Source organism: Staphylococcus sp. Ze2 (genome assembly GCF_048568365.1).
In the GTDB taxonomy this organism is placed as follows: domain Bacteria; phylum Bacillota; class Bacilli; order Staphylococcales; family Staphylococcaceae; genus Staphylococcus; species Staphylococcus xylosus.
In genome coordinates, this window is record NZ_CP183486.1 from 1,622,546 (window position 1) to 1,647,000 (window position 24,455).

General features: G+C 35.1%; 40 protein-coding genes. 39 read left to right on the top strand and 1 reads right to left on the bottom strand.

All coding sequences use genetic code 11. The features are described from left to right. Positions 1-150: 150 nt before the first annotated feature. Positions 151-888 (top strand): phage antirepressor KilAC domain-containing protein, encoded by a 738-nt coding sequence (locus ACM591_RS07530; RefSeq protein ID WP_418354319.1) that lies wholly within the window; start codon positions 151-153, stop codon positions 886-888. 121 nt (positions 889-1,009) lie between these two features. Here ACM591_RS07530 and ACM591_RS07535 read toward each other — a convergent pair whose 3' ends face one another. Next, positions 1,010-1,249, bottom strand: a complete 240-nt coding sequence (locus ACM591_RS07535) for a hypothetical protein (protein WP_418354320.1) — start codon at positions 1,247-1,249, stop codon at positions 1,010-1,012. Between the two features lie 58 nt (positions 1,250-1,307). Between ACM591_RS07535 and ACM591_RS07540 the strand changes: the two genes are divergently transcribed. From ACM591_RS07540 to ACM591_RS07725, 38 genes are all read left to right on the top strand, one after another. Further along, entirely contained in the window at positions 1,308-1,514 is a 207-nt protein-coding gene (locus ACM591_RS07540; protein ID WP_418354321.1) for a hypothetical protein, read from the top strand. Then, the gene (locus ACM591_RS07545; protein WP_418354322.1) at positions 1,511-1,690 is read left to right on the top strand and encodes a hypothetical protein; all 180 of its coding nucleotides are present in this window, start codon (positions 1,511-1,513) and stop codon (positions 1,688-1,690) included. Before ACM591_RS07540 ends, ACM591_RS07545 begins: the two co-directional genes overlap by 4 nt. Before the next feature lie 64 nt (positions 1,691-1,754). Beyond that, a complete protein-coding gene (locus ACM591_RS07550; RefSeq protein WP_418354323.1) occupies positions 1,755-2,015 on the top strand; it encodes a hypothetical protein in 261 nt (86 codons plus the stop codon). Next, entirely contained in the window at positions 2,008-2,628 is a 621-nt protein-coding gene (locus ACM591_RS07555; RefSeq protein WP_418354324.1) for a DUF1071 domain-containing protein, read from the top strand. The genes ACM591_RS07550 and ACM591_RS07555 overlap by 8 nt, the downstream gene beginning before the upstream one ends. After that, positions 2,628-3,068 carry a single-stranded DNA-binding protein gene (gene ssb, locus ACM591_RS07560; protein WP_349789813.1) on the top strand — a complete coding sequence of 147 codons (441 nt, stop codon included), beginning with the start codon at positions 2,628-2,630 and terminating at the stop codon, positions 3,066-3,068. Before ACM591_RS07555 ends, ssb begins: the two co-directional genes overlap by 1 nt. Before the next feature lie 13 nt (positions 3,069-3,081). Beyond that, a complete protein-coding gene (locus ACM591_RS07565; RefSeq protein WP_418354325.1) occupies positions 3,082-3,750 on the top strand; it encodes a putative HNHc nuclease in 669 nt (222 codons plus the stop codon). After that, the gene (locus ACM591_RS07570; RefSeq protein WP_418354326.1) at positions 3,747-3,998 is read left to right on the top strand and encodes a helix-turn-helix transcriptional regulator; all 252 of its coding nucleotides are present in this window, start codon (positions 3,747-3,749) and stop codon (positions 3,996-3,998) included. The genes ACM591_RS07565 and ACM591_RS07570 overlap by 4 nt, the downstream gene beginning before the upstream one ends. Further along, complete coding sequence (locus tag ACM591_RS07575; protein WP_418354327.1) at positions 3,985-4,749, top strand: conserved phage C-terminal domain-containing protein; 765 nt, start codon at positions 3,985-3,987, stop codon at positions 4,747-4,749. Before ACM591_RS07570 ends, ACM591_RS07575 begins: the two co-directional genes overlap by 14 nt. A gap of 10 nt (positions 4,750-4,759) precedes the next feature. Continuing rightward, the gene (locus ACM591_RS07580; RefSeq protein WP_107540769.1) at positions 4,760-5,533 is read left to right on the top strand and encodes an ATP-binding protein; all 774 of its coding nucleotides are present in this window, start codon (positions 4,760-4,762) and stop codon (positions 5,531-5,533) included. Beyond that, positions 5,527-5,688 carry a hypothetical protein gene (locus ACM591_RS07585; protein WP_418354328.1) on the top strand — a complete coding sequence of 54 codons (162 nt, stop codon included), beginning with the start codon at positions 5,527-5,529 and terminating at the stop codon, positions 5,686-5,688. The genes ACM591_RS07580 and ACM591_RS07585 overlap by 7 nt, the downstream gene beginning before the upstream one ends. Beyond that, positions 5,689-5,901, top strand: a complete 213-nt coding sequence (locus tag ACM591_RS07590) for a hypothetical protein (protein ID WP_418354329.1) — start codon at positions 5,689-5,691, stop codon at positions 5,899-5,901. Positions 5,902-5,911: 10 nt separating this feature from the next. Continuing rightward, the gene (locus ACM591_RS07595) at positions 5,912-6,322 is read left to right on the top strand and encodes a RusA family crossover junction endodeoxyribonuclease (RefSeq protein WP_418354330.1); all 411 of its coding nucleotides are present in this window, start codon (positions 5,912-5,914) and stop codon (positions 6,320-6,322) included. Next, a complete protein-coding gene (locus ACM591_RS07600) occupies positions 6,315-6,524 on the top strand; it encodes a hypothetical protein (protein WP_029376930.1) in 210 nt (69 codons plus the stop codon). The genes ACM591_RS07595 and ACM591_RS07600 overlap by 8 nt, the downstream gene beginning before the upstream one ends. Positions 6,525-6,537: 13 nt before the next feature. After that, the gene (locus ACM591_RS07605; protein WP_418354331.1) at positions 6,538-6,915 is read left to right on the top strand and encodes a hypothetical protein; all 378 of its coding nucleotides are present in this window, start codon (positions 6,538-6,540) and stop codon (positions 6,913-6,915) included. Next, positions 6,916-7,872 carry a DNA cytosine methyltransferase gene (locus ACM591_RS07610; protein WP_418354332.1) on the top strand — a complete coding sequence of 319 codons (957 nt, stop codon included), beginning with the start codon at positions 6,916-6,918 and terminating at the stop codon, positions 7,870-7,872. Beyond that, positions 7,869-8,078, top strand: a complete 210-nt coding sequence (locus ACM591_RS07615) for a hypothetical protein (protein WP_418354333.1) — start codon at positions 7,869-7,871, stop codon at positions 8,076-8,078. Before ACM591_RS07610 ends, ACM591_RS07615 begins: the two co-directional genes overlap by 4 nt. Further along, positions 8,075-8,446, top strand: coding sequence for a hypothetical protein (locus tag ACM591_RS07620; RefSeq protein ID WP_418354334.1), 372 nt, complete (start codon positions 8,075-8,077; stop codon positions 8,444-8,446). The genes ACM591_RS07615 and ACM591_RS07620 overlap by 4 nt, the downstream gene beginning before the upstream one ends. Continuing rightward, the gene (locus ACM591_RS07625; protein WP_418354335.1) at positions 8,447-8,635 is read left to right on the top strand and encodes a hypothetical protein; all 189 of its coding nucleotides are present in this window, start codon (positions 8,447-8,449) and stop codon (positions 8,633-8,635) included. Then, positions 8,625-8,810 carry a hypothetical protein gene (locus tag ACM591_RS07630; protein WP_418354336.1) on the top strand — a complete coding sequence of 62 codons (186 nt, stop codon included), beginning with the start codon at positions 8,625-8,627 and terminating at the stop codon, positions 8,808-8,810. Before ACM591_RS07625 ends, ACM591_RS07630 begins: the two co-directional genes overlap by 11 nt. 92 nt (positions 8,811-8,902) lie before the next feature. After that, positions 8,903-9,133: a hypothetical protein gene (locus ACM591_RS07635; RefSeq protein WP_418354337.1), complete on the top strand. Its 231-nt coding sequence runs from the start codon at positions 8,903-8,905 to the stop codon at positions 9,131-9,133. 84 nt (positions 9,134-9,217) lie between these two features. Continuing rightward, positions 9,218-9,565 (top strand): transcriptional activator RinB, encoded by a 348-nt coding sequence (gene rinB, locus ACM591_RS07640; RefSeq protein ID WP_418354338.1) that lies wholly within the window; start codon positions 9,218-9,220, stop codon positions 9,563-9,565. Next, on the top strand, positions 9,565-9,792 hold the full coding sequence (locus ACM591_RS07645) for a DUF1514 family protein (protein WP_418354339.1): 228 nt from the start codon (positions 9,565-9,567) through the stop codon (positions 9,790-9,792). The genes rinB and ACM591_RS07645 overlap by 1 nt, the downstream gene beginning before the upstream one ends. 13 nt (positions 9,793-9,805) lie before the next feature. Continuing rightward, the gene (locus tag ACM591_RS07650; RefSeq protein WP_340083196.1) at positions 9,806-10,204 is read left to right on the top strand and encodes a hypothetical protein; all 399 of its coding nucleotides are present in this window, start codon (positions 9,806-9,808) and stop codon (positions 10,202-10,204) included. Positions 10,205-10,474: 270 nt separating this feature from the next. After that, positions 10,475-10,789: an HNH endonuclease signature motif containing protein gene (locus ACM591_RS07655; RefSeq protein WP_418354340.1), complete on the top strand. Its 315-nt coding sequence runs from the start codon at positions 10,475-10,477 to the stop codon at positions 10,787-10,789. 165 nt (positions 10,790-10,954) lie between these two features. Continuing rightward, a complete protein-coding gene (locus tag ACM591_RS07660) occupies positions 10,955-11,317 on the top strand; it encodes a hypothetical protein (protein ID WP_082342107.1) in 363 nt (120 codons plus the stop codon). After that, complete coding sequence (locus ACM591_RS07665) at positions 11,314-12,984, top strand: terminase TerL endonuclease subunit (protein WP_418354341.1); 1,671 nt, start codon at positions 11,314-11,316, stop codon at positions 12,982-12,984. The genes ACM591_RS07660 and ACM591_RS07665 overlap by 4 nt, the downstream gene beginning before the upstream one ends. Positions 12,985-12,999: 15 nt before the next feature. Then, a complete protein-coding gene (locus ACM591_RS07670) occupies positions 13,000-14,178 on the top strand; it encodes a phage portal protein (protein WP_418354342.1) in 1,179 nt (392 codons plus the stop codon). Continuing rightward, positions 14,141-14,848 (top strand): head maturation protease, ClpP-related, encoded by a 708-nt coding sequence (locus tag ACM591_RS07675; RefSeq protein ID WP_418354343.1) that lies wholly within the window; start codon positions 14,141-14,143, stop codon positions 14,846-14,848. Before ACM591_RS07670 ends, ACM591_RS07675 begins: the two co-directional genes overlap by 38 nt. 11 nt (positions 14,849-14,859) lie before the next feature. After that, the gene (locus ACM591_RS07680) at positions 14,860-16,053 is read left to right on the top strand and encodes a phage major capsid protein (RefSeq protein ID WP_418354344.1); all 1,194 of its coding nucleotides are present in this window, start codon (positions 14,860-14,862) and stop codon (positions 16,051-16,053) included. A gap of 14 nt (positions 16,054-16,067) precedes the next feature. Next, the gene (locus ACM591_RS07685) at positions 16,068-16,355 is read left to right on the top strand and encodes a phage gp6-like head-tail connector protein (RefSeq protein WP_418354345.1); all 288 of its coding nucleotides are present in this window, start codon (positions 16,068-16,070) and stop codon (positions 16,353-16,355) included. Then, positions 16,339-16,707, top strand: a complete 369-nt coding sequence (locus ACM591_RS07690) for a hypothetical protein (RefSeq protein ID WP_418354346.1) — start codon at positions 16,339-16,341, stop codon at positions 16,705-16,707. Before ACM591_RS07685 ends, ACM591_RS07690 begins: the two co-directional genes overlap by 17 nt. Then, on the top strand, positions 16,697-17,086 hold the full coding sequence (locus ACM591_RS07695) for a hypothetical protein (protein WP_418354347.1): 390 nt from the start codon (positions 16,697-16,699) through the stop codon (positions 17,084-17,086). Before ACM591_RS07690 ends, ACM591_RS07695 begins: the two co-directional genes overlap by 11 nt. Positions 17,087-17,106: 20 nt before the next feature. Continuing rightward, the gene (locus ACM591_RS07700; RefSeq protein WP_418354348.1) at positions 17,107-17,514 is read left to right on the top strand and encodes a hypothetical protein; all 408 of its coding nucleotides are present in this window, start codon (positions 17,107-17,109) and stop codon (positions 17,512-17,514) included. After that, a complete protein-coding gene (locus ACM591_RS07705; RefSeq protein WP_418354349.1) occupies positions 17,514-18,110 on the top strand; it encodes a major tail protein in 597 nt (198 codons plus the stop codon). Before ACM591_RS07700 ends, ACM591_RS07705 begins: the two co-directional genes overlap by 1 nt. Positions 18,111-18,128: 18 nt before the next feature. Then, complete coding sequence (locus tag ACM591_RS07710; RefSeq protein WP_418354350.1) at positions 18,129-18,326, top strand: hypothetical protein; 198 nt, start codon at positions 18,129-18,131, stop codon at positions 18,324-18,326. Positions 18,327-18,394: 68 nt separating this feature from the next. After that, positions 18,395-18,754 (top strand): phage tail assembly chaperone G, encoded by a 360-nt coding sequence (gpG, locus tag ACM591_RS07715; protein ID WP_418354351.1) that lies wholly within the window; start codon positions 18,395-18,397, stop codon positions 18,752-18,754. 15 nt (positions 18,755-18,769) lie between these two features. Beyond that, positions 18,770-19,291 carry a phage tail assembly chaperone GT gene (gene gpGT / locus ACM591_RS07720; RefSeq protein ID WP_418354352.1) on the top strand — a complete coding sequence of 174 codons (522 nt, stop codon included), beginning with the start codon at positions 18,770-18,772 and terminating at the stop codon, positions 19,289-19,291. A 142-nt stretch (positions 19,292-19,433) separates the two neighbouring features. Then, entirely contained in the window at positions 19,434-24,455 is a 5,022-nt protein-coding gene (locus tag ACM591_RS07725) for a phage tail tape measure protein (protein ID WP_418354353.1), read from the top strand.

A 24,455-nucleotide genomic window follows, 5' to 3' on the forward strand; every position in this document is an offset into this window, starting at 1 on the left:
GTGGAAACGTTTAGTCAATGAACTTCAGCACTCACATAGAGCATTTATGAGCGAGAGTAGGCGATGATATGAGCCACACCATAATACATATAAGGTCATTGCCAAGACTGAATCTTGTATGTGGGTGCTGAAAGAAAAGGAGGAAATCAAATGCAAGAATTACAAAACAAGCCGAACATATCACAAATGTTCAATATTCAAGAGAAAGAAAATGGCGAAATTGCAATCAGTGGTCGTGAATTACATGAAGTACTAGAGATCAAAACAGAATATAAGAAGTGGTTCGGTAGAATGACTGAATATGGTTTTGAAGAAAACATCGATTACACAAGGGTGACCCAAAATTGTCTTACCCGAGGTGGATATCAAAATATAACTGATCATGCACTAACATTAGATACTGCTAAAGAAATAGCAATGATACAAAGAAGTGAGCCAGGTAAACGAACTAGACAGTATTTTATTCAAGTAGAGAAAGCATGGAACAGCCCAGAAATGATAATGCAACGTGCTTTGAAAATAGCAAATGATACGAAATTGCAATTGGAAGCACAAATTGAAAAAGACAAACCCAAAGTATTATTCGCAGATTCCGTAGTTGGAAGTCAAAGCTCAGTTTTAGTAGGAGAATTAGCAAAACTTCTTAAACAAAATGGAGTAGACATAGGTCAAAACAGATTATTCGAGTGGATGAGAGAGAATGGATATCTCATAAAACAAAAAGGTGAGAACTACAATTTACCAACACAACGCAGTGCAGACTTAGAAATTATGGATATTAAGAAACGTACTATTAACAACCCAGACGGTTCAAGCCAAATCACAAGAACAACAAAAATTACTGGAAAAGGTCAGCAATACTTTATTAATAAATTTTTATCAGAGTAGGAGGAAACGTAATGAACATAAAACAAGCATTAAAAATAACACTCCTAATCGCCATCTTGGTCGAGGAGATTAAGAGTGTTGGGAAACCGAAAATTTACGTTAGAACTAAAAGCTATTTTGATTAGATGTTCGTCTTGATTAAATTTTTAACAGCATACAATTTTGTCTGAGCACAATTTTTACAGATAACTGTTGCTAACTCCATATGAGGAGCAGGTAAAGAATCGCTTGAGACGTTTAAAGTAAAAACATCAGAAAGTATTTCGAATTTAGGTTGATTACAGCATGGTTGAATGTTTCCACTTTTTAAATGTCTTTGTATTTCAAGCATTTGGCTTTGAGAAAATGCTTTTGTATTCATATTAATTTCACCCCCTTTGCACACAGATAAATAAATTATACCAGAAAGGAATGGTTACATGAGAAAACAATTTTTAAACTCAAAAGACGTAGCACTTATAACAGGGAGATCAATCGCAACAGCCAACAGAAGAATCAACATGATGAACAAAGAATTAAAGGAGCAAGAATATTACACTGAACCTGGTTTAATACCAGTAGTGGTATTCGAAGAAAAGTACAAAGGTATTAAAATACCTGATGAAATGTTGGAGGTGAATTTATGAACGAATTTTTATCGGTTTTAACTGGTGTTTTAGTAATGATGCTTTCATTAGTATTTACGAATGACTTTACGCATTTAATAGTTATCTACTTTGCAACATTCTTCATAACGTACTGTTGGTTCTGGCCAGAGTTTTTCAAGGCAATAAAAAAGACCGCTAAGCGCGCCAACGCTTAACAGTCAAAGAGATTTATTAATTAAATGTATTTTAAATATACACGTAATAGAGGTGTTTCGTCAAATGGCAGAAGAATACGAAACAAAAGAAGTAGCTTATCTAATCAAAGAGCAAGATGGAAAATGTAAATATTTAACAAATAAACCTAATCATCCAGAAGACGCAACTTACAACATTCAGCGTAGAAATGCTAGGCGTTTAACAGGATTAGAAGAAATAAACATTCAATGGGATGAACATCTTATTGAAACAGAAACTACAGTGACAAAAAAATATTATAAAACATTCAGTATAGATGAATTACGGGAGGTACAAGATGACTGAACAATCATTATTTAACAAACTCAATTCGATGAACGTGAATGATCATGTCGAAAAGAAACAAGGGTTATCATACCTTGCATGGTCTTACGCACACCAAGAGTTAATGAAAATCGACCCTAACTATGAAATGAAGATACATGAGTTCCCCCATCCAGACGTAACTAACGACCAATATTTTGTCCCTTACTTGGCTAGTCCTGAAGGTTACAGCGTAACAGTATCTATTACATTAAAAGGATTAACAAAGACGGAAACTTTACCCGTACTAGACTTTAAGAATAAGTCAGTGCCTTACAAACAAGCTGATATGTTCCAAATAAACAAAACATACAAGCGCGCATTTGTTAAAGCAGCAGCATTACATGGTATCGGATTGTATTTATATCATGGGGAGGATGCGCCAGACGCTAGTGAAAGTGATGTAAGTGAATTAACAGAAAAGATTAATCAATTTGTAAGTATCTCACAAGAAAAAGGCAAAGATGCCACGTTAGGCAAAACGAGACGTTGGTTAGGATTACAGACTATAAACAAAGCATCGAAAAGTGAGATTGCAAACGCACACGCAAAACTAGATGCAGGACTAAAACAATTAGACAAGGAGAATGAATAATGATAAACAGAGTCGTATTAGTAGGTAGATTAACAAAAGACCCAGAATTTAGAACAACACCTAGTGGAGTGAGTATCGCCAATTTCACTTTAGCTGTTAATAGAACATTCACAAATGCACAAGGCGAGCGTGAAGCAGACTTCATCAATGTAGTTGTTTTTCGTAAACAAGCAGAAAATGTAAACAACTATTTATTCAAAGGTCATTTAGCTGGTGTTGATGGTCGTATGCAATCACGTAGTTATGAAAACAATGAAGGTAAACGAATATTCGTTACCGAAGTAGTAGCGGACAGTGTTCAATTCATGGAGCCTAAATCACAATCTAAAGGGCAATCTCAACAACAAAGTGGACAAGCTAAGTCACAACAATCACCTGATAAGGATAACCCTTTTGCTAACGGTAACGCAGATATAGATACGGACGATCTCCCGTTCTGATTGGAATGATTAAATGCCGATAATTAAAAACTACATCCATCAAGATGATGGCACAATAACTGCTGTCATCGAGGGTGTAACTTTAGAAAACAAAGACTTCTTACTGTTAGATAACGGACTAGAAGTAGAGTGTGAAGTAATCGTGAGTGATCCATACAAGATAACAGATAAGCAACGTAGGAAAGTGTTCGCAATGGTACGAGATATATTCAACCACTATGGACAACCGATGGATTACTTAAGGTATATGTTCCAAAAACAACTAGAGTTTTTGCATGGGTATGAACCTATTTCATTAAGTAACTGTAGTAGAAGGCAAGCAGGTGAATTAATCGAGTTAATCCTTGATTTTATATTCACTAACAACGTACCAATGAACAAGGCTACTAGCGACCTTATGAGCAACGATAAGTATTTCCTATATAAATCTACCGTTAATAGAACTTGCGTCATATGTGGCGCTCCAAATAGCGATTTAGCACATTATCAAGCAGTAGGTAGAGGACGCAACAGAAACAAGATGGATCATTACGGAAACAAAGTATTAGCGCTATGTAGAAACCACCATACAGAGCAGCATCAAATAGGCATGAACACATTTAATAGTAAATACCACTTACACAATAGCTGGATAGCAGTAGATGATAAATTAAACAGCATGTTACGAGGTGAGAAACAGTGATAGCAAGACCTCTTAATTATAAAGATAGAATCGGCATTGCATATAGGATTATGCAAATTAGAACACAAAGAAATTTTGATCAAACCGAGTTCGCAGAAATTATGGGAGTTACAAGAGTAACAGTTAATCGATGGGAAAACAGAGTTTTAATACCACACATGAAGAAAATCAAATTAATGGCATTCATATTCAAGTTAAAACCTGAATGGATTTTGTACGGAGAAGGTGAAAAACATGGCAACGTTTAGAACAATTAAGCAAGATGGCGATTTCGTATTAGTCCATAAAGGATTTATATACGATGATAAATTATCTGCCAGGGCTAAAGGAGTTTTGCTTTACTTATTAAGTCGTCCTAATGATTGGCAAATATATACAAGTGAAGTTCAGAAGCACATGAAAGATGGAGTTAAATCAGTTAATTCAGCTGTAAACGAGTTAATCAATGTGGGATATATAAAGCGTACTTTAAAGAGAAGCGACAAAGGTACATTTAAAGGTTATGAATATCTAGTTTATGAAACTCCAACCGAAATGCCTTTCGCGGAAAACGGGCAAACGGAAAACGGTTTGACGGAAAACGGGCAAACGGAAAACCGTCAAGGGCATACTACTAATAATAATAGAACTAATAATGATTTAACTAATAATAACAATACTAATAATGATGGTAATACTATGTCGAGTTCCTCGACTGTGTATCCTTATGAATCGATTATAGAATATCTTAATCAATCAGCAGGTAAGCACTATAAAGCTACAACTAGGAAGACTAGAGACTTAATCAAAGCTAGATTTAAAGACGGTTTTGACGAGCAGGCATTCCAAACTGTAATTAACAATAAAGTTAGTGAATGGAAAGGCACTGAGATGGAAAACTTTTTACGACCAGAAACATTATTCGGTACTAAATTTGAAGGTTATCTTAATCAAGAAATAAAAAATACTGGACAAGACCAACTAGAACGTATGAAGTATGACCCTAGTTATTGGGATTAGGAGTGATTAAATGAAACGCATGTTAAGCCCTAGAATAACAGAAACGCTTAAACAATATGAAGCTAACGATGTAGAGAAAGGACTGTATTGCGAAAAGTGTGGTAACAGATATGATCTACACACATTTAGTAGTGGTTATGAATATCGTGATGGTTGTGAGTGTAGCATGATTGCAGCAGGCAAAGAAGCAGAGAAAAAACGTAAACAGAAAGCAATCAATAATATATTTAACCAATCTAATGTTAACTACTCATTACAAGAAGTCACGGTGAACAATTATCAACCACAGAACCAATCACAAACAGATGCTAAACAAACTGCTATAGAGTACGTTAAAACATTTTCTATAGATAAACCTAAGTCATTAATCATGCAAGGCTCATATGGAACAGGCAAATCACACCTAGCGTATGCAATTGCTAAAGCAGTTAAAGCACAAGGTTACTCCGTAGCATTTATGCACATACCAATGTTAATGGATCGTATCAAAGCTACTTACAATAAAAATGCAGTTGAAACTACAGACGAGTTAGTCAAATTACTTAGCAGCATAGACTTGCTTGTATTAGACGATATAGGTGTTGAAAACACAGAACATACATTAAACAAACTATTTAGCATAGTTGATAACAGAGTAGGTAAGAACAACATTTTCACAACCAACTTTAGTGATAAAGAGTTAAATCAGAACATGAATTGGCAACGTATCAATTCACGTATGAAACATAATTCACGCCAAGTAAGAGTGCTTGGTGATGACTACAGGGAGAGAGACGCATGGTAACTAAACAATTTATTAAACAAAATCTTGGTTGTTCAGATATATACGCACAGAAACTAATTAACTACGCTCACGGAGACGAGAAAGTATTATATGAACTATTTATCCAAAAGTTAAATGAAAGACGTACACGTCAAGCTATTTGCGAGGTGTGTTAAATGGGATTAAGTCAGAGATACACGTTAAAGGATAACAATTCAAAAGTTGTAGCGACAGTTATTCCACTAGATAGAAACAGAAATAGCGTAGCTAGATTGAAAAAGTCGTTAGGAATTGATGAAGATATCGTAACTGATGAAAGATTAGATGAAATCAAGCGTATATATAACCTGAATGACAAAGAACAAACAAGCATATTTGATTATCTATAGGAGTGACTAAATGAAACGTATAGAGCTAACAGTAGATGCACCTATGGCATCACCTAGACCAAGGTTTAGGAATGTAGGTAAATATGTTCAGACTTATATGCCTGCTAAATATACAAACCATAAGAGAATTTTAAGAAAACAGATGCCTTACATGATGATAGACAAACCAATTAGGTTAACAATCGAGTTTCATTTCCCTTTACTTAAGTCATGGAGTAAGAAGAAACATGTAGCAATGGTAGGCCAATACAAGAGAACCAAACCAGATATAGATAATCTAATTAAAACAGTATTAGACGCTGCAAATGGTCATGTTTGGCAAGACGATAATCAAATAGTAGAAATCAAAAGTTTTAAGAAGTACGCAGAAACTCCGAAAGTGATTATGGAATTAGAGTACTGGAGTGATCTAAGTGAATGATGAAACAACAATTACACTAAAAATCAAAGTAGAAGTGGAACAAGAGGTAACTGTGCCTGTGAAAGCTAACTATGATTTAGAAAGCATCAAGGAACGTGAAGCAGATAAAGCATATGACAAGTATGTAAATAACCCAGAACGATTAGGATTTGAAGATATTAAATTCAAGGACGTATCAGACGTACAAGTTAAAGATTATTAGGAGGACGAACAATATGGCATTACAACGTGTGAAAGACAAACATGGAGAAGTATGTTTTGTACTTGATATTGGAATTAAACAACATTTAATACCAGTGGAAGATTATAAATTGGCAAAAGAATTAGGGATGGATCGCAAGACGATTAGAAAGCACATTGTTAACGGACCAATTAGTTTTAAGAAATATGTTGAGAGATATCAACGAGAAAAAGAAGGTATTAGACGTTTAGCTATAGAAGATAGAGAACGTGAAGAACGCAGACTAGCAAGAATAGAAGCTAAACAACTTAAGGAACAAGAACGACTGCAGATGATTGAGAAAGCGAAGTGTAGAAGTAAATGGTTTGAGCATTTAGCAGAGAACGACATTTTCCCGAAGGTGGTTAGGTAGATGATACAACTTTTAGAACTATTCGGTGGGATTGGAGCGCCTAGAAAAGCATTACTAAATTTAGGTTATGAACATAAGGCTATTGATTATGTGGAAATAGATGAAAAGTCAGTTAGAACTTATAACGCTTTATATGACCACTTACACAAACCGCAAAGCGTAGTCAATTGGAATTTAAAACCAGACATATTAGTACACGGTAGTCCTTGCCAAGATTTTAGTAGAGCTGGAACAAGATTAGGTGGCAATGATGAAGATAAGACAAGATCGTCATTAATGTGGGAGACAATTCGTATTATCAAAAATATGGGTGAATGGAAACCCAAAGTGGTTGTGTGGGAAAACGTTAAAGGTGTACTTGCTAAAGATATGATACACAACTTCAAAAAGTATTTTGTCGAAATGGAAAAACTAGGTTATGTGAGTAACTACAAAGTTTTAGATAGCAGAGACTTTGGCGTACCTCAAAAAAGAGAAAGAGTATTCGTAGTAAGTATGCTAAATGGTAATACTTTTGATTTTGACACTTTAGAAAATAAACCTATGGATAACATCGAAACGTATTTATTAGATGATGTAGATGAAAAATATACAATCAAATCACCTTCGATGTTAAGAGCAATTAACAAACGTAATAATTTTGGTGGTGGGTTGAAACCGATAGAAGAATATAGTTGGACGATTACTACCAAACAAAACAGATGTCCTAATAGTGGAATCATTCCTATAGGTAACGGTCAATATAGATTGTTAACTGAATTAGAATGTTGGAGGCTAATGGGCTTTGATGATGAGGACTATTACAAAGTAGCAAATGAACACATCACAAGAAAGGATACTACAAATGGAACATTATATAAACAAGCAGGCAATAGTATTGTTGTACAAGTATTAGAAGCAATATTTAAACAAGTGATAGCACAGATGGATACAAGACAGAAAGAGCTATCGCTATGATCCTCTCAAACACAATCGACATACGTTACAAATATAAAACTGGTGGGATGAACACCAAAGAAATGGCACAGTTATTAAAATATTATCGCCTTAAAGGATTCTTGAAATCTGTAAATACTAACAGCTTTATCGTAGCAGTGTTACCAGAGGATAAAACACATAACAGGAAAGTCATGGAGGGGTTGAAAAGGAGTGATGGCGAGTGAGTCCAGAAGAAGAAAAGGTAATTAATAGAAACACTATGAAGTTACAAGAACATTTATATAAATCACTAAAACAACGCGACCAATACAAATCAGAACGCGACTCCTTAATCGATGATATAGCAGTGTTGAAAGCAAATATTAGTAGGTTGGAACGGGAGAATGGAGATTACAAAATAGCGAATAAGAATGTAGCTGACTACGGTCATGAGTGGAAAACAGAATGTCACAAGATTGAACGGAAACTTGAGAAAGTAGCTACTGCTTATAAAACCCTAACCGACCACATACGATTGAAAGCAGAAAACAATCCAGGTGTAAGTCGCTATATAGATTTGGTTAACTACATTGATAGATTGGAGCGTGATTAGATGGCGTATGAGTATGAATGGGAAGAAATAGAAATTGTTGTTAAAGAAGATTATTTAAAATTAAAACGCAAAGCAAAGGCGTTTGATGAAATATTGAATATAGACTTATGTAAACATGAAGAAGAATACGCAGCTGATGTTCTAGATATTGTCGATGAATATAAGGAGCGTGCAGACGATGAAAGATAATTGGCAGAAACTAAAAGATGAACTACGTGAAATGTTTATTTACGGTTACCACTTAGAAGAAGGTACAGCTAGTAAGTATATGAATGAAGCATATGGGATAGTTTTCAAGAGAATGTGTGAGATAGACAACACAAACGAATTTAGCAACTTACTAAGCGATTTGGAGGACGAGTAGATGGAACCATTAGAATCTGTTCTTGGAGAAGAAGTAAAAGACTGTATCGATAAAGATACATTTAGATTTGATTTATTAGGAGGAGAAACAAAATGACTAACACAGTAACTATAGATTTAAAAACTTATAACGAATTATTTTATAAAGCACGTAAATACGACGAGTTAAAGAAAGAGAATGGCATTATGGTGGATATGGATAAGTGGAATGAAGTGGTTATTAAAGCATTTAAACATGATGTGAAGTTAAATTCTGTAGAACTCTCAAAAGCGCTTAAGCACAAATCAAAACTGAATTTGTATAACAATGGAGGTCTTTTATAAATGACTAAATTACAAATCAAACTATTAAGCGACAACGCAACTAAACCTAAACGAGCAGATATTCTAGGATTGGGGAGTAAATAAATGACTGAGTATATGTTAAAACAACCAGGACACGTAGGAGATAGTATTAGAATACCAGGTGAAGTGTTTGAAATTAAGAAGTTAAAACATTTAATTCAATTCAAGGATAAGGATGAGAAGTTTAAATATATAGTCGTGGGTGAAGATGAGTTACTTACTACGAAGTCATTAAAAGAACGTTTCACCAAAGGCACATATAAATCAGAAACGCCTAAACGCATTACTAAAACACTACTGATCATAGCACTATACGAATTATCAAAAGAAATCACATATGAAATCATTTGTCGCACGCAAGCTAATGACATAGTGGACAATGCACCGACAGATTATGAGGAGGAGAAGTAATGTTCTGGATTATAGCAACTATTCTTCTAGGAGTAATCGCAATCGTTTCGCTAACATATAACAAAATCAAAGATAATAGGATAGATGCACTGGAATATGAGGTGGCATACTTATTAGATATTATATTCAATGATCATGGCGATGTTGTATTGAGATTGAAAGAAAACGAATTAACAGATGAAGATATTAGAGAAATTAAAGATAAGTGGTATAAATTAATTAAATAACTGGAGTGAACGTATGTACACAAAAGAAGAAATTCGATATATGATTGATAACTTTAGAAGTATATGTAATACGTTGGAAATGATATTACCAGAGGTGGATAGTAATAGCATCGCGCAATATGGCATTGAATCTACATTACCTAAACCACAAGGTGTTAACAGTAGCAAAGTGGAGTCAGTTGTTATTGCTAGAGAGAAAGCTCATAAGCACATACAAAACAAAATGGATAAGATAGCTTTTATTAATGAATGCCAGAACAAACTAAATGAAGATGACTTTATATTCTTAGAAATTATGAAAGGATACAAAAGACACCAGATATTACCTAAAGCAGAAATGAATAAGAATAGGTATGATGAAAGAAAGAGAGATATCGTAAATAAGATATACAACTTACAAAAGGCAAACTAGGACAGATATGACAAATCAGGACAGTTGTGACACTATTTCATACTATACATGGGTATGGTATATAATTAACTCGTAGGGTATTTCAGTTAAGGCGTTATAAATAAAGATACTATATTATATTTAGGCACACCTATTCCGCAGGTGTGTCTTCTTTGTGCTTATTGATATGAACACTACACATGAACTCCAATCACTAACTACTTAGTCATGATCGTAGTGCTGATATGAGTTAGCATATGTCATTTGTTAATAAAGATAAGGTGATTGCATATGATAGATGATATTAACTATAAAGATGTGAATGATCGTAAGAGATTTTATAAGAAGAGAGAATGGAAAGACATAAAAGCGAGAAGACGTGAGATTGATAATGATGAGTGCCAGTGGTGTAAGGATAAAGGCAAAGTAGTTACATCTAAAGACACGAGATTAATTGTTCATCATAAGCAGGAGTTAAAGGACAGACCAGACTTAGCATTAGATATAGACAATTTAGTTACAGTTTGCTTTGTTTGTCATGAAAATCATCACGATAGAAATATTTATAAAAAGAAAAAAGATAATTGGAATGATGAATGGTGGTAATTTTAAAAAATAAATTTATATAAAAAAATTATTTACCCCCTACCAAAATATTTTTAATTTTATTTTAACCTCGGGGAACGAGGTGGGGAGTCTTTTCTCGACATTTGTTAACAATTATCGCGTATAACCCCTCCCTAAATCATATATAGAAAAGAGGTGATAACTGTGGAAAGAAATGAACAACAAATTAAAGAGCATGAGGCACGAGTAGATAAAGAAAAGAAACGCTTAGACAAGGTTTTCCAATCTATACCAGACGACAAAAAGAGAGTGGCGCAAGGATTAATCGTTCAAGCTGCAAGAATGCGTGTATTACTTGATGACGCATGGTTGGATATTCAAGAAAATGGCGATTATGAGTTATTCACTCAATCAGAGAACGCCCCTCCATACGAACGTGAACGACCAATAGCCAAACTTTTCAATTCTCGTGATGGTGCTTATCAGAAAATTATACAACAACTCACGCGGTTGTTACCTGAAGATGTGGCGCAAGAAGTGAAGGAAAAAGGTAGGAGTTTATTATGACGAAAGTAAATAAACATGTACAACGGTACATAGATAAATATAAAAATGGTGAAATTAACTTAAACAGTGACCGAATTAAATTGATAGATCACTTGGAACTTAATGTTTTGTATCGAGAGGACTTATATTTCGATGATGAGCAAATTGAAAAGTGTATTGCTTTTACAGAAAAGTTTTATTTCAAATTACAACCATTCCAGAAATTTCTAATCGCATTTATTTTCTTATTCGATGAAGAAGACGAATTATACTTTGAACAGTTCTTTTGGTTAGTGGCACGTGGTGCTGGTAAAAACGGTTTGATCAGTGCTTTATCTAACTATCTAATAAGTGAACTACATGGTGTAGATAATTACGATGGCACAGTTGTAGCTAACACTGAAAAACAAGCTAAAACATCATTTGAAGAAATGCACAGGCAAATTACTAAGCATAATTTATATAGTGGAAAAATTAACGATGTAGAAGGTGAAGGTTTCTTTGATTTAACCAAATTACGCATAACATCAGAAGTAACACAAAGTAAATTTGAATTCGCAACAAGTAACGCTGGCAGTAAAGACGGTGGTCGCGAAGGATTTATCATTTATGATGAAATTCACAGATATGAAAACAATGACATAGTAGATGTATTCTCTAGTGGGCTTGGTAAAGTAAAGCACCCTAGAGAATTTTTTATAGGTACTGATGGATTTGTTCGTGAAGGATTCTTAGATAAATTGAAAGACCGAGCTAAAGAAATTCTTGAAGGTCGTTCTCCCGATGATAGATTGTTTCCATTTATTTGTAAGTTAGATCATAAAGAAGAAAAAGACGACCCTACAACTTGGTCTAAAGCGAATCCAATGTTTGAAGAGCCTATGAGTGAATATGGCAAAAGACTTTATCGAAAAGTATTGAATCAATATAAAGATTTAGTGCACAGTCCTAGTGGATATGAAAACTTTATAACAAAGCGTATGAACCTACCTGAAGAAGATTCAAGTAAGATTGTAGCGTCTCGTGATGATGTATTGGCTACAACTCGTAATATACCACCATTAAGTAATAAAACAGCTATTGGTGGTGTTGACTATGCGAGTATTAAAGATTTTGCGGCAGTCGGATTGTTATTTAAACAAGGTGATGATGTGGTGTGGATATCACACTCATTTGCTCGTAAAGGGTACTTAGACGAAGCTAAACTAAAGCCACCAATTAAACAATGGGAGAAAGACGGTCATTTAACAATAGTAGATGAACCATCAATTAATCCAGTTCATATCGTTAATTGGTTTATAGAAATGCGCAAAAAGTACGCAATTCAAAAAGTAGTAGCCGATAATTTCCGAATGGATTTAATGCGTCCGCTGTTTGAAGAAGCAGGTTTCGATATAGAGGTGTTGCGTAATCCTAGAGGTGTTCACAGTAAATTAGCACCACGTATAGAAACCTTATTTGCTAACCATCGTGTCATTTATGGCGATAATCCATTAATGCGTTGGTATACAAATAATGTAGCGGTTCAAATAAAGAAAGATGGCAACAAAGAATTTATCAAGAAGGACGAACACAGAAGAAAAACAGATGGCTTCCATGCATTCTTACACGCTTTGTATAGCGTAGATGAAATAGAAGAAATTGATTTAGATCAAGCATTCGACTTATTAGATAAACTTGATTTCTAGTTAGGAGGTGATTTATTGGGGATTTTTGATTCAATACTGAAAAGGAATCTAGACTTACGAGACATGCTTGATTTAGATTTAGCTTATGACCCTGCAAGTAGGTCGTATTTAAAACGTATTGCACTTGAAACATCTATTAACTTTATTGCCCGTACCTTTAGCCAATCAGAATTTTGGGTTAAAGATGGACAAGAATTAGTTAGAGATAAGTTGTATTACAAATTAAATGTACGACCTAACACTGATTCAAGTGCTTCAGACTTTTGGCATAAGGTTATTTATAAACTTGTGTATGACAACGAAGTATTGATTATAAAGTCTGATAGCGATGACTTATTAATTGCTGATGATTTTTATAGAGAAGAATATGCAGTATATGATGACTTGTTTAAAGATGTAGTAGTTAAAGACTATGTATTCAAACGTAATTTTAAGATGGATGAAGTAGTTTATCTAAACTACAACAACGATAAGCTACAAAGGTTTGTGGATGGGTTGTTTGGTGATTATGGTGAATTGTTCGGTCGTATGATGGACACACAACTACGTAAGAATCAGATTAGAGGTATCGTTAGTGTTGGTAATGGCGGTGGTCAATTAGACGATAAGAAAATGACAAGATTACAGAAGTATATTGATAAAATTTACAGTCAATTTAAAAACAATGATGTTGCTATAGTGCCACAAGTACCTGGTTTTGATTACGAAGAATTATCAAAAGATAATGCTAACGGAACTGATAATGGCGCGGAAAACTTACAAAAAGTTAAACGATTGTTCATTGATGACGTGGCTAAAATTATAGGTATACCGTCTAATCTTATACATGGTGATGTGGCAGACCTTAGTAACGCTATGACAGCTTACATTGATTTCTGTATTAATCCACTTGTTACTAAGATTGAAGATGAATTAAATAGTAAGTTTTTCACAGAACAAGAATACTTAAAAGGAAAATGTGTCAAAGTCGTAGGCATTAACAAGGTAGATCCTATTAAGAATGCAGAGAAAGTAGATAAATTAATATCATCAAGCGCAGCTAAACAAAATGAAGTGCGTGAAATGCTCGGTCTCGAACCCGTAGAAGGTGGAGACCGTTTTATTTTGACTAAAAACTATGAAAAAGAAGATTCAACGGAAGGAGGTGAGACTGATAATGAAGACGAAGAAGGAACTAATCAAAGCAACGTCTAAATATTCGTTTAAGAATGAAGTAGAAGACGATAAAGTCATTCTCACCCTAGGAGGACCCGTTGCTGAATCTTCAATATTTGCAGATGAAACTATCAATAGTACAGACATTGCAAATGCATTAGACGATGTGGGCAAAGATGTTGTTATTAGATTAAACAGTCCCGGTGGTGATGTATTCCAAGGCATTGAAATTTACAACTACCTTAAGAATCATCCGTCAAACATTACAGTAGAAGTTACTGCTTTAGCTGCAAGTGCTGCATCAATTATCGCTATGGCTGCTGATTCTATTGTAATGGAAAAAGGTGCTTCAATCATGGTACATGAAGCTGCAACTTTAGCTATTGGTAATAAAGCCGATATTAAAAAAACGCTAAACGCTTTAGAAACTATTGACGAATCTATTGTGGACATTTACCAAGAAAAAACAGGATTAGATCGTGATGAAATTTCTCAAATGATGTCTGAAGAAACTTGGTTTACTGCTAAAGACGCAGTAGACAAAGGTTTTGCAGACGAGACAAAAGAAAAGGTTGAAACACCTAAAGAAACTAAAGTAGAAAATAACGCAGAAATTATTGAATTACAGAATCAAATTGCGAATTTAACAAATGAATTTAAAGCGTATAAAAATAAAAATAAAAAACCTAAAGCAAAAAGGTTATTATAGGAGGAAAAAGTATGACGATGAAATTTAAGGATGCAATCAACAAAGATGTTGAGAATTTAAAGAATGAATATTTCAATGCAGTACGTAATGAAGAAGACCAAGAGGTAGTAGAAAATAAATATGCTGAATACATGGCTGCCTTTTCTCAAAATTTACACAATGAAGTGTTAAAAGAAGCACGTGAAGAAGTCCACAACACTACTACTGACAAACAAGTACGTATGAATCGTGGAGACAATATCTTAACAGCAGAAGAAAATCGTTTCTTCACAAACTTAGTAGAAGATGAAGCTAACTTAGACACTTATAAAGAAGAAGTTATCTTACCTGAATCTACTGTATTACGTGTGTTCGAAGATATGCAACAGGCACGCCCTTTATTATCTAAAATTAATTTCCAAATTGCTGGAATTAAAACACGTATGATTGTTGGAGACCCAAGAGGTGCTGCAATCTGGGGAGAAATCTTCGGTAAAATCCAAGGGCAAATCCAAGCGAACTTTAAAGAATTAAACTTCTCACAAAATAAATTAACGGCATTTGCAATTGTACCTAAAGACATGCTCGACTTTGGTCCAGAATGGGTTGAACGTTATGTACGTTTACAATTAGCAGAAGCTATGGCACTTAAATTAGAAGAAGGTGTTGTATTAGGTAAAGGTGCAGCATCTAACCAACCATATGGTTTAACTAAAGACTTAACGTATGATACTGATGGAGTAACTGTAACAGGTGCAGCGGATAAAATAGCAACTGGTACATTAACATTCGCAGACGCTCAAACTACTGCTAATGAACTTGCTGGTGCATTAACAACTCTATCTACTAAAGAAAATGGACATAAAGTAGATGTAACATCAGGTGTAACTTTAGTAGTTAACCCTGCTGATCAATTCTATATTAAAGCACAAAATACAATGCAAACGGTTAATGGTTCTTGGGTAACATCATTACCATTCAACGTAGATGTTATTGCTTCAGAATTCGTACCAGAAAATCAAGCATTATTTGTAGTAGGAAGTCGTTATTATGCAGTGCAAACTGGTGCAGTTAACATTAAGTCTTACGACCAAACGTTAGCTTTAGAAGACGCTGATGTATTCATCGCTAAGCAATACGCACACGGTATGCCAGACGATAATAAAACTTCTTTAGTGTACGATTTAAATATTGCTGCTAAACCAACTACAACTCCTGAAGTTTAATAGTAGGTGATTAAATGATCACACAAAACCAAGTAGATGAAATGAAAAGACGATTGAAGATATTCCATGCATTTGAAGATGAGCATATCAAGTCATTGCTTGAGCAATCATACGAAGATATTAAGTATCGTTGCCAAGACTTTGTAGTCGGTGAAAACATAAGAGGTACAGAACTTGTGTATGAACGTACAAGATATGCTTATAACGACGCATTAGAATATTTTCACGAAAACTTTTTACCACAAATCACTTCTTTCGCTATAGAAAATATGAAGGAGGTTGATTATGAAGAAGAGTTATAAACCACCAGAGATAAGTAACGGAGACCTTAGAATTCCCGTTACTTTTTTTCGTATGATTGAAAATGTAGGTCCTTTACCTGGTAGCAGTCAAACAGATGATGTTTTCACTACTTTATGTGAAGTTTACGAAAGCTCAACTAAAGACTTAGAAAAAACAAGTAATGTTACAGGTACTAATAAGGTAACGATTAACTTTAGAAATCCTCATTCAGATTATCGTGTTAAACATTCCGATACGTTTGAGTTAGTACATGACCTTTATCAAGATTTAACATTCAGAGTTATTGACTTTGCATCGAATTCTAGTAATAAAGAAATAATCAAAGTTGTAGGTGTCGCTAATGACAGTTAAATTGAAAGGTTTAAAAGAAATCGAACAAGCATTAGAGCGTAAATACGGTAAGCAAAAAATGAAAAAGATTATTGATAAAGCCCTTATCGCTGGGGGCCAATTAATAATTAAAGAGATACAAGGTAATTTTCAATCCTTTAAAGATACGGGTGCGAGTATCGATGAAGTCACATTATCTAGACCTTACTTATTAAATGGTGTTCGAACAATCAAAATACATTGGAAAGGTCCTAAAGATCGTTACCGAATTATACATTTAAATGAGTTTGGAACAATCAAAAATCCTAACCCAGAAGGTAAAGGTGCGATTGATAGAGCTTTAAGAAGTGGTAGAGATACCTATTTCAAAATAGTTAAAAGAGAATTAGAGAAAGGGTGATGTAGATGAGGGATATTCTAATGGACATTTATAATATGCTGATAAACGATAATCAAGTTATAGAACGTGTAGGAAAAAGAATTAAATTCTACGAATACCCAGAACCCTCTGATGCATCGAAACCTTACATTGTCATGAGTGAAATTGATGATACTTTACCACTTGCATATGCAGATAATGATAACTTGGCTTTAAGTTATTTGGTACAGATTGATTTGTTTGTGCCAGAATCAAATGCTTATCAAGCTTATCATGTTAGGAACGAACTTAGTTATCATATTTCTAGGTTGATGAAAGAAAAGTTAAAAATGGAAAATACCGCAAATGCAAAACCAGAATACGATAGAGAATTAAAAATATACAGGTCCGCTCGTAGATACGAAGGGGCTTTTTATCGTTCTGAATTAAATTTACAGGAGGAATTATAATGGCTAAACAAAAAACAAGTTTTACAGGTTTAGATAACTTTAATTACAAAGTTTTAGGTAAGGAAGATGCAACAGTACAAACACCAGAGCGTATCGAAGGGTTACAAGAGATTACGATTTCCAAAGAGCAAGAAGTTGTTAAAGCCCACGGGGACAATAGAACAATGGAAACAGCAGTATCAAACGGTGATGTTGAATTAGAATCCGGTTTCCACACGTTATCTCTTGAAGATAGAGCGGCTTTATTTGGATTAGAAACAGATGAAAACGGAATCGTTGCAGTAGGTAATGACACACCTAACGATGTGGCAGTTTTATTAGAGCGTACATCAGCTGAAGGTCGAGAAGTTGTTGGTTTACTCTCTGGTAAATTTACATTTGCAGAGGTAGAAGGTTCAACAACATCTGATGAAATCGAATTCTCTAGTCAATCAACTACAGGAACATTTATTGCGAAAGATGTAGAAGGTTACGATGAGCCAAAAGCTATGTTCTTAGGATTTGACCCTAAAGGAACAAATGCAGCGTTACACAGTATATGGGAAAAAGTATTTGGCGAGGCACACCCAGACACAGTAACAGAACCAACAGTCTAAGACAGGAGGTAAATTTACATGACTAAAAAATATGAAGTGATTGCTAACTTTAGAGATGGCGAAGATAAAAACAAACTTTATGAAGTTGGAGACACTTATCCAAAACCAGTGAATAAGAAAGTGAGTAAATCACGTATTGAATCGTTATCAAGTAAAGATAACCAAATAGGCAAACCATTCATTAAAGAAATTGAAGAAGTTAAAGAAGAAGAGTAATTACTGAGGGCTTAATGCCCTCTTTTTATTTGCAAATAAAAATACAAAAACCAAAGGAGAAATTATAAATGGCTAAACAAACAAAATTAAACTTTATCGAATTAATTACAGGAGAAAAAGAAAATGGTGAGTTTGAAACGAAAGTATACTTTACGCCTAAACATTTACCATTTAGTGAGTTAATGAATGTATTTGAGAAAGTGGAAGAAATTGAAAAGCTTGATGAAGAATCAGGAGTTGAAAGTATTAGAGAAATGTTCAAGTTAGTAGCAGAAGATATTTATAAAAATCAATTCACTGTAAAAGAATTAATGGATGGCTTACATGCGCCAGAAGCAATTCCAGAATTAAGAGCGCAAATCCAATTCGTTTCTCAAGGAGAGTTATCAGAAGAAAATGAAAAACGTTTGAAACAGCTTCTAAAGTAATAAGAGGTGATATGAATGAAACACAGCAAAATAGAATTAGCTACAAACTTTAATAGTGAAGGAATGCCGATGAGATACGAAACATTCGTAACTCGTCCAAGCATTCCTTTTTCTTTGGTATATGAATGTGTTTCTTTTCTAGCTTCGTTAAAAGGCAACCCAGACAATGACGAGTTACACGTAATGATAGACCTAGTCGTCCGTATTTTCGATAACCAGTTTTCTAAAAGACAACTTATTGACGGTCTAACATCATATGAAGGTACTCATGAACTATACAAACAAGTTGTATTCATAGGTAGTGGGCAAAATTTAGATGATGAAGTTGAATCTAATGAAAATGTGCAATCCATTTCGGTGAATGGTTGGGAAGATCACAAAGAAAACTTGAGAAAAACCATTAAGAAAATGGTAAAAGACGGTGGACAAACACATAAGCAAGTTTTAGATATTCCGTTTTATTTGGTGTTCGATGATTTAAATACGAAAGCTAAAGCGGAACGAAAGTCGTCTATGCTTGATGCCTTTGGACAGTAAATATTAGGAGGTTTTGAATTATGGAACAACAAATGTTAAATGCGTTTATTGAAGCGCCTATTCATTACAAATGTGACAGCATGTTGACTGCTTGTATCTTTTGATTGCTTTATTAGCAATCTGTAAGTAAGGAGGTGGAACAATGGCAGAAAGAATAAAAGGTCTTCAAATAGATTTATCTATGAAAGATATGGGCGTTGGCGCGACACTTGCAGGTGTTAGACGTAGTTTTAAAACTTTGAACTCTGATTTGAAGTTATCTAGAAACAATTTCAGGAATTCTGAGAAGTCTATGACTTCTTATAAAAATAGAATTCGTGAGTTAGATGGCGCTACTAAACAACAAAGGAATAATGTTAAAGAACTACGTGCACAATATCAAAAGACAGCACAAGAACAAGGCGCAAATAGCGCAAAAGCTGCAAGGTTACGAACAGAGTACAACAAGCAAGCTGATACTTTGAATTATTTGGAAAATGAGTTAGAACAAACAACTAATTCATTTAAAAACTTTCAAAAGGAATCTCAAGCAGCTGCTAGAGTATCTAATAGTAGTTTCGGTAGGTTAGGTAAGAGTTTTACTGAAATGGGACCCAAGATAAACAAAGTGGGCGAATCAATAAAAAGTGTTGGTCGTTCAATGTCTATGTATGTTACTGCACCAGTTGTAGCTGGATTTGGTTTAGCTGCGAAGACTAGTATAGATTTCGATGATTCTATGCGTAAAGTTAAAGCGACATCTGGAGCTACTGGTAAAGAGTTTAACTCACTACGTGATAAAGCGTTAGAAATGGGTGCTAAAACTAAATTTAGTGCGAGTGAGTCAGCAGATGCACTCAACTATATGGCACTTGCAGGTTGGGATTCAAAGCAGATGATGTCTGGTATTAGCGGCGTTATGGATTTAGCAGCAGCATCGGGAGAAGATTTAGGACAAGTAAGTGATATTGTTACGGATTCATTAACAGCTTTTGGCATGAAAGCAAAAGATAGTGGTAAATTTGCCGATGTATTAGCACAAACAAGTTCTAAAGCTAATACAGATGTAAAAGGGTTAGGCGATGCGTTTAAATACGCAGCACCTGTAGCTGGTGCATTAGGTTACAGTGTGCAAGATACATCTATCGCTATAGGTTTGATGAGTAATGCTGGTATAAAAGGTGAAAAAGCTGGTACAGCATTACGTACGATGTTTACTAACCTTTCAAAACCTACTAAAGCAATGAAGGATAAGATGGACGAACTCGGTATATCTATCACAGATAGTAACGGTGAAATGATACCAATGCGTGATGTTATGGATCAATTGAGAAGTAGCATGGGTGGTTTATCTAAGGATCAACAAGCAGCAGCTGCAGCAACTATCTTTGGTAAAGAATCTATGAGTGGTGCATTGGCGGTAATAAATGCATCAGAAAAAGATTATAAAAAGCTTACTAAATCCATTGATGGTTCAAAAGGTGCTTCTAAACGAATGGCTAAAGAAATGGAAGGCGGAATTGGTGGTTCGATGCGTAAGATGAAATCTGCGGTTGAATCATTGGCGATTAGTATAGGAGACGTCGTTGCTCCATTTATAGGAAAAGCAGCAGACGCTATCGCAGGATTAGCAACCAAATTAACTAATTTACCTGGTTGGTTACAAGGTACGATAGTAGCGTTTGGTGCGTTAGCAGCTGCAATTGGTCCACTAGCATTAGTTGTAGGAGCATTTACAGCCTCACTAGGTAGTATTATGACTACACTTGGACCAATAATGGTGGGTATAACTAAAGCGGGTGGAATATTAAAATATTTTTCACTTGTCGCTGGAAATGTAGCAAAAGTTTCACCAATATTAGGAATGGCGTTAAAAGGAATTGGAACTGCAGCAACATTCATGCTTGGACCTTGGGGACTAGTTATTGCTGGTGTGGTAGCGTTAGGCGCAGCATTAGTTGTAGCTTACAAGAAATCTGAAACGTTTAGAAATATTGTGAACGGTATGGTTACAGGTGTGGTTAATGGTTTTAAATTATTATGGTCAGGAATTATGACTGTACTAACACCGGTTGGAAATGCGATTGCTTCATTCGGTCGACAATTGGCTAAGATGTTCGGTCAATTTTGGGCAGAGAATGGTCCTCAATTCATGCAAGCACTAGGTAATATCAAAATTGGATTCTTAGCAATGTGGCAAGTAATCAAGCCTATTATAATGGGAATCGGTGCAGTATTTAAATCTGTGTTTGGTGCAATTGTTGCTACAGTACAATTTTTCATGCCGATAATTCAAGGTGTTTTCTCTGTAGGTTGGGCTTTAGTGAAATATATAATTGTCTCAACTTGGCAGGCTATCAAGGGAGTAATTTCAGGAGCTTTAAATGTAATAATGGGAATTGTTAAGGTCTTCATAGGCTTATTCACTGGTGATTTCGGTAAAATGTGGGAAGGCGTAAAACAAATATTTGTAGGAGCTTTCCAATTCATTTGGAACTTAGTTCAACTATGGTTTGTCGGTAAAATATTTGGCATATTCAAGCTAGGACTTGGATTAATTAAATCCGTAGTATCAGGTTCACTAGGTTCTGTAAGAGGAACATTCTCCTCTATACTTAGTTCTATTTGGGGTATAGTGAAGAAAATCTTCGGATGGATTGCTAGCTTTATGCGTAATATATTCGGTAGCATTTGGAAATTTACTAAGGCTGTTTGGTCGAATATCAAACTAGCAGTAACTAATCCAGTAGCTTTAATCCGAAATATAGTGCCTAATACGTTTAGAATAATGTCAGGCATAATTAGAACAATTTTCTCGGGATTGAGAAAATCAGTATCGATAATTTTTCAGACTATGAAAACTGTACTTGTCAATATCGCAAAAGCTATTTGGAATTTATTACGTGGTAATTTCTCTGGAATGAGAAAGAACCTACAGAATATTGTAACAGCATTAAAAAATGCAGTAATCAAATTATTCCGTATTCTTAAGAATACGGTTATAAGCATAGCTAGACAACTTTGGTCTGGAGCTAAAGGTATTTTTAATTCTCTATTCAATACAGTTAAGAATATTACACAGAATCTGAAAAATTCAGTAGTAGATAAGTGGAGAGGGTTGAAGAAATCCGTTGTTAATTTAGCGACTGGTGCTAAAAATGGAGTAGTCAACGGATTCAAAGGTATGTACAACAAAGGTGTTGAGTGGTTAGATAAACTGAAAGGGTTTATCAAAGGCGCTAAAGACGGATTTAAGAAAGTTGCTAGTGATCTTGGTAAAGGTGTCGCTAATGGTGCGATAGCTGGTCTAAATGCAATGATTGATGGTATTAACGCATTGTCTAAAAAGATAATGAAGAAAAAACTTATCAATAAAAAAATACCTCCATTATCAACAGGTACAGGAGCAAGTCCTAGTGTTCAAACTGATTCGCAAGGTAGATTAAAACATTCTACTAAAGCAGTTGTAAACGACAAAGGTATTGGAAATGCTAAGGGTCCTGGTGGACATAAAGAAATTATTCAACGTAGAAACGGCAAGATGATTCAACCAAAAGGACGTAACAAAGTTGTAAGACTTAGACGTGGTGACGCAGTTCATAACGGTATGCAATCGAAATCGTTAAGACCTCATTTATCAACAGGTACAGGTACAGACCTATTGAAACGTGGTAAGAAACATAAAAAGCATGACGAGGTTTATGGCGATGTACCAACAAATACTAAAGGTGGCGGTGGTAGTTGGAATCCAGTCACTGCAATTGCAAGCGGTTCTAAAAGTGCGTGGAATTGGACAAAAGACCAAGCTAAGAAAGCTAAAGACAGTTTCGGTAAAGCTATTGGCGATGTCATGGATTACGCTACAAACCCAGGTAAACTAATCGGTAAAGTGATGAAACACTTTGGTGTTGATTTCTCTGGTATCGGTGGAGAAGCTATGGGCGGTACAATGTCATGGGCTTATGATGGTTTGAAAAAAGGGCTTAAAGATTTAGTTTCAGGTTGGTTTACAGAATTAGAAGGTGAAGGCGATGGAGGTTATATTGATCTTTCAAAAGGTATAAACTTCCCATTCAGTCCGAATGGTAGAGCGCCTGGTTATCCTTTTGCTGGTCCGCATATGGGCGTAGACATTAACTACATTTACGATAAACTTTATTCTGTTCTATCTGGTAAAGCAACAGCCCGAAGTGGTTGGAATGGTGGCTTCGGTAACATGGTAGACATCGTAAGTGGTGCTACTAAAGTTATTTATGGTCATATGAGTAAACATGCATTTGGTGGTAGTAAGAATGTTAAGCCTGGTGACTATTTAGGTGTGTCTGGTAATTCAGGTCGTTCATCGGGACCACATTTACATTTTGAGGTGCAGAAAAACGGCGTTCCAATTGACCCAATTAAATGGTTGAAGAAAAACGATGGCGGTGGATCAAAATCAGCTAGTAAGTGGTCAGGAGATATTAAAAAGGCTGCCAAACAAATGAAAGTGAATCTTTCTGGTGGAGAACTTAAGGATATCATTTCATTAATTGATACTGAATCAAAAGGTAATCCTAAAGTTATGCAAGGTGTCCAAGATGTAAACAGTGGTAGTAACGCCGCACGTGGATTGTTACAGTACACACCAGGTACATTTGCAGGGTATAAAACTAAGAACGGTGGCAACATCTTAAATGGTTTCCATCAACTGAAGGCGTTCTTTAATAACAGTTCTTGGAGAAGTAACTTATCGGCATGGAAACGTAGAATGGCTAGAGGTCAAACTGGTTGGGGTCCTACTGGTAGCACACGTGGATATGCTACAGGTGGAATCATTAACAGCGAAGGACTGTATAATTTAGCAGAAGACGGACACTCAGAAGTAGTAGTACCACTTGACCCCGCACGTGCTAATGACGCAATGAAGTTAATTGGTTATGCACAAAGTAAGATTAAGGATAAGAAAAACAAACGACCTAATCAAATGCGCACACCATCTACTGGTGAAAGTAACAGTAATGACAACTCAGAGTTGTTAATGCAAATGATTAACGAGCTACAAACACAAAACGGTTACTTGAAAGAAATTGTAAGAAGTAATGCTAGCATTGAAGAACAACCTAAAGGTTTTACTGAACGTGATGTAAGTAAAGCACAAGGTAAAAAAGCGCAAATGATGGCATATAGTATGGGAGGTTCTTTATAA